4 protein-coding genes are annotated in these 3,450 nt (G+C 57.3%); 3 read left to right on the top strand and 1 reads right to left on the bottom strand.

Translation table 11 applies throughout. The features are described from left to right. Positions 1 to 337, top strand: a 337-nt coding sequence (locus C9413_RS32900) for a hypothetical protein (RefSeq protein WP_210263656.1), incomplete at its 5' end; no start/stop codon positions are given. Between the two features lie 581 nt (positions 338 to 918). Here the strand turns inward: C9413_RS32900 and C9413_RS29760 are convergent. Then, positions 919 to 1,548: a hypothetical protein gene (locus tag C9413_RS29760; RefSeq protein WP_170251311.1), complete on the bottom strand. Its 630-nt coding sequence runs from the start codon at positions 1,546 to 1,548 to the stop codon at positions 919 to 921. A gap of 438 nt (positions 1,549 to 1,986) precedes the next feature. Here C9413_RS29760 and C9413_RS29765 point away from each other — a divergent pair, with 438 nt between their 5' ends. After that, positions 1,987 to 2,886: a hypothetical protein gene (locus C9413_RS29765; RefSeq protein ID WP_039845221.1), complete on the top strand. Its 900-nt coding sequence runs from the start codon at positions 1,987 to 1,989 to the stop codon at positions 2,884 to 2,886. Positions 2,887 to 2,888: 2 nt separating this feature from the next. Beyond that, complete coding sequence (locus C9413_RS29770) at positions 2,889 to 3,281, top strand: hypothetical protein (RefSeq protein WP_039845220.1); 393 nt, start codon at positions 2,889 to 2,891, stop codon at positions 3,279 to 3,281. The last annotated feature ends 169 nt before the right edge of the window (positions 3,282 to 3,450 follow it).

Consider the following 3,450-nt stretch of genomic DNA (forward strand, 5'->3'; position numbering starts at 1 on the left):
CTCCTACGTCGGTGGCGTAGCAGCCTCACTTCCCCATGCCGCACGCGAGCTGGCACACACTCGGGGTCCGACTACAAGAGATTGCGCCAACCCTTGGAAAACATTCGACAACCCTCTGTTATTCCGGCATGAATGGGCAAAGCTCATCTTCTACGGCGATGGTTTCGACCGCGAGATCGCCGACCTGATCATGACCACCTCCATGGAAGCGGCTGAGGCACTTCGCCATGGCGGTTTCCTCGGCCCGCAATCTCCACCGTGTCTGGCGTGGACAAACCCCATTGTCGGACCTGCCGTTCTCGGTCGTTATGGATGCCAGGGTGTCAACCGATCCTAGATGAGTGAAACGACTGCTTGCGGAGACTTCCGAGAAGCACCACGAGGTTCAGTTTCTGGCTATCCGAAATATGGTACCTGCGGCCCTCACCGGATGCATACGACATGGGTATCCTTTCTCTAAGTTGGAAACGGTTGGGGAAGGCCGCGCTCGAGCGGCCACGTGGTCGTGAACAGGCAACACTCCAGGCGGGCCTACAGCGAGCATTTCCCGGGCTTCGGACGTAGTCGCCAGCTGCGCGCCTAGCCCGCGGATGAGTTCTGCGGCGCGCGACACGAGCTGGGCGTTCCGCTCAACAAGCACACCCTTTGAAAGGTAGATGTTGTCTTCCATTCCGACGCGGGCATAGGAGAGCCTCGCCTTCGTGCCAGCCTTCTGGGGCTTCTTAGATCAGCAGTTCCGACAGAAGATGACGACGAAAGCGAAGATTGATCGGCTTTAGCGGTGAGCCAAATGCGCACAGGCTATCGGGATAACGTGCCCGGCTGCCACTCGACCCGCGGCACGCGAAGTCTACAATTAACGGAATCGGAATTTAACGACCGTAATTGAGGACCTCATCGTGGACCTAATTCAGGACGTCACTCGGCTTCAGGAAGATGCTGGCCCTTGATCCAATATCCAGCCTTGGGAACGTGGATGAATTCCTCACTCTCCCAGAGGGTGCGTCCGATGAAGCGGGCCGGGTTGCTTGCTTTCACCTTGAAGCCGTCGCGTTCGATCTCTTCTAGGAGTTCGCTTCGCTCCAAAGGCCGACCTGCAGACAACAAAATCGCCCTCGATCGCTTCACGATCTCACCCGTCAGGCTTCCTCGGTGGTGTTTTGTCGGCTTCTTCCGTTTCAACCCCGCATTGGATGATGCCTTGCTGTCTTCATGCTCTGAGGTGTCGGATAAGATAAGTTGGCGGAGCAGGTCCCTAGCGGAGACAGCTTTCTCGAGCCTCGCGCTGATGTTGCGTCGAGCCTGTTCGAGCTGTTTGATCTCCAGGACCACCAGCCTGTAGGCCTCCTCGACGCCTGGGTTTGCGTTCGGGTCGGATTTGGAGATTTGTGAATCTGTGTTCATTTTTTCTGTATCTCGACTTGCAGGCGCATGTTTTGGTGCTACGCTCGCCCCATTGATCGAGTCGATATCGACGGTGAGTGAGCTCGCAACTCCCTCCGTTGCAGATAGGAACAGAGGACAGGAGGGACTATCGGTGACTAGCACGAAGTCACCCTAGCGGACAGACGCTACCGCATTTCTTCACGGATTTGATAGCTGAGCAGCAGGAAACGCATCCTGCGAGCTGACTAACATCTGTGGGATTGGACGCCCAAGTTCGGCGGCGAAGCTGGCTGGGCGGCTCGCACTCGCAATGCGGCCGCCCATCGAGTCGACCCGAGGAACCCGAGGTCAAGGGTCTCCGAATCATTAGCACGTTCTTTCGAGCGCTTCCAGCACAGCGCACCCGTGTGTCCAAAATCTCGCGAGGTCGGTCTGCGAATTCAATCGTGGCCCGGAACCCTTTCGTTCACCCAGTCGAATGCAGAGCAGGAAGGTACAGATGAAAATGCGCTTGTTGAAAAGGTTGTGCCCGGTAGGCAGCTCACGGGTGACCAAGCTCTATCAGCCCTCCTGCCGTGGTAAAGCACGCGCGGAGCTGGCATGACGAAGCCGTTCGACCCGTTTGCCGTTTTCGGTCAAGACAATGTTGCCACAGAAGACGAGCTTTTCGACGCTTTTACCGCGGATGCTTGCGTACCCGAGGAGCTCCCTAGACGACATCACAACCTTTCGTCGATAGCGACCCTTTACTGGGCCGAGAACGGTGGCCCAATCAGAACCATTGTTGATGGGCGGCAGACAAGGCCGACGGGGTGGTTTCCAACGATAAAAGCGGGTTTCCGGTCGATGCCGTGGGACTCGCTGTTGGAGGTGAACGTCATGCAGCTTGCGGACCTGTCGAGCAGGGTCTCGTATCTCCTGGCGCAACCTCATAGGCTCGAGATCGAGGTCCGAAAGAACAGGGGCAAGCCGCTGATCTACTTCCCGGACCTTCTTCTCCGCGTGCATCCTTCATTCCTCCGCGACCTCCAAAGCGGCGTCTCCTTCAGCGACGCATGCCTCGTACCGATTACCTCCTCCGTTTCCGAATACGATCTGGAGACATTGATCATCGAGGTGAAGGCCGACAAGGACGCACGCGATTCCGATGAGAAGTACAGGCACAAGCTGGAGCTGGCCGGAGAGGTCTACGGCCGACGCAACTTCCATTTCCTAGAGCTTCGAAAGTCGGATCACCTATTACCCAAGATTCTACGCATGGTCCGCTTGATCGACTGGCGAAAAAAGGTGGCCGGCGACATCCATGACGACCTGGTGTGGCTGGACGTCTTCGGCGGACGAACAGAGGCTAGGCGGTGGCAATTGGAGCGGGCGCTAGGCGGCCGGATCGTTGGGCGCGCCAAACTGCACGGCCTGCACTACCGCGGCCTTTTATCGATCGACTTCAGAAACGGGATCGCGGACGACGCCGCCGTGTATCTACTTCACAAGGGGGACTAGGCATGACTTTGGACGTCTACGAGGGAGCGCAATACGTTTTCCTTTCGGGCAAGCTGCGCGGGATTTTAACGGTTTCGGGAGACCCGGATCGGGACCCGCTCCAGCTTAATGCGAGCGATGGCAGCACGGTATTCATCGGGCGAGAGGAACTTTACGCCTCGCTTGCGCGCAGCGAAGTGATCCATTGGGCGAGGGTAGGCCAGTCGACAACGAGTTCCGCTCTACCCAAGCTGTTTGCCGGCTCACCGCTCGCAGAGGAACGCTTCGAGTCAGTCCGAAAGCAAAAGAGGCGCTTCGAAACAGAACGTCTGCTTTCCTACATCATGGACCGTTACGCCTCGGATGAAGAACACGCGGACCTTGAGGCCTTCCTCGAGAGAGGAGAGGAAACATGATCCTCGACTTTTCGACAGGGGACCGCTTTCTTTTACTCGGGAAGAAGGATAAAGGCAACTAAACCGTCGCCAGCGACCCTGAAACTGACCAGGAAGTCCTGAGGTCAGATGAAGGCGCAATTGCTCGCATCTCCCGCCTTTGACTGGCGATTTTGGCGTAATGCGTGTG

Origin of the sequence: Rhizobium sp. SEMIA 4085 (genome assembly GCF_013004495.1) — a bacterium.
In the GTDB taxonomy this organism is placed as follows: domain Bacteria; phylum Pseudomonadota; class Alphaproteobacteria; order Rhizobiales; family Rhizobiaceae; genus Rhizobium; species Rhizobium gallicum.